The following is a 938-nucleotide window of genomic DNA, read 5'->3' as shown; positions in this document are numbered from 1 at the left end:
CGCCGAGACGTTCGGCATCTCGACGACACCGATCCGCGAGGCGCTGCAGAGGCTTGTCGCCGAGCGGCTGCTCGAGATGCAGAACAACCGCTCGGTCATCGTGCCGTTGCTGTCCGCGCCTGCCTTCGAGGAGCTGACGCGCATCCGCATCGCCGTCGAGGGACTGGCGGGCGAGATGGCGGCGACCAGGATGAGCGAAAGCGGGCTGGCTGACATCCAGGCGACGCTCGCCGGCATGCAGCGTGCCATTGAGGCCGGCGACGCCAGGGCCTATCTCTCATTGAACGAGGCGTTCCACTTCGCCATCTACCAGCATGCCGGCGCGCCGATCCTTTTGAACATGATCCGCGACCTCTGGGGGCGGGTCGGGCCTTATCTCAAGCTGCTGATGCAGGCCGATCGCTACATCCCGCAGTCCAACGACGCGCATCGCAAGATCGTCGCCGCACTGGAGCAGCGCAGCGGTCCCACTGTGCGGATTTTCATAGAAGAGGACATCGCCGTGGCGGCCGCTGTGCTGTCTGCAAACCTTGACGCTGCCAGGGAGCCGTCGGCCTAGCTCGTCCCGTCCAGCCGGTCGCGCAGCATGCTCCAGCCGAGCAGCATGTTGGGCGCGTGCCGCAGCACGGCGTGGAACGGTATTGGCGCCGGCGGCGCGAAGGGCAGCGGCAGGTCGCGGGCGTCGGTGCCGGCGGCCCAGTCGGCCAGAACCTTGCCCATCGCCGTCGTCATGGCGATGCCGCGCCCGTTGCAGGCGCGACCGGCGATCAGTCCCGGACCGAGGTCGATCAGGTGCGGCAGGAAATCCGGTTCGACCGCTGCCATTCCCGACCAGCTGTAGGCAAGCGGCGGCAGGTCGGGCAGACCGAGATGCCGGCCGAGCCTTCGCCAGATCGTCTGCGGTACGCGCGTATCCGCACCGGCGCCAAGGATATGCA

At 67.7% G+C, this 938-nt stretch carries 2 protein-coding genes; one reads left to right on the top strand and one right to left on the bottom strand.

Annotated features, from left to right (window positions below; translation table 11 throughout):
- Positions 1 to 559: GntR family transcriptional regulator (locus tag EN925_RS37565; RefSeq protein WP_164894747.1), on the top strand; the 559-nt coding region annotated here is incomplete at its 5' end.
- Here the strand turns inward: EN925_RS37565 and EN925_RS37560 are convergent.
- Positions 556 to 938, bottom strand: a 383-nt coding sequence (locus EN925_RS37560; protein WP_164894746.1) for an FAD-dependent oxidoreductase, incomplete at its 5' end; no start/stop codon positions are given. The genes EN925_RS37565 and EN925_RS37560 overlap by 4 nt on opposite strands.

The sequence above is a fragment of the Mesorhizobium sp. M7A.F.Ca.US.006.04.2.1 genome (genome assembly GCF_004022915.1).
Classification (GTDB): domain Bacteria; phylum Pseudomonadota; class Alphaproteobacteria; order Rhizobiales; family Rhizobiaceae; genus Mesorhizobium; species Mesorhizobium ciceri.
The sequence above is the reverse complement of the archived record's forward strand: the minus strand, read 5'-3'. Positions and strand labels throughout refer to the sequence as shown.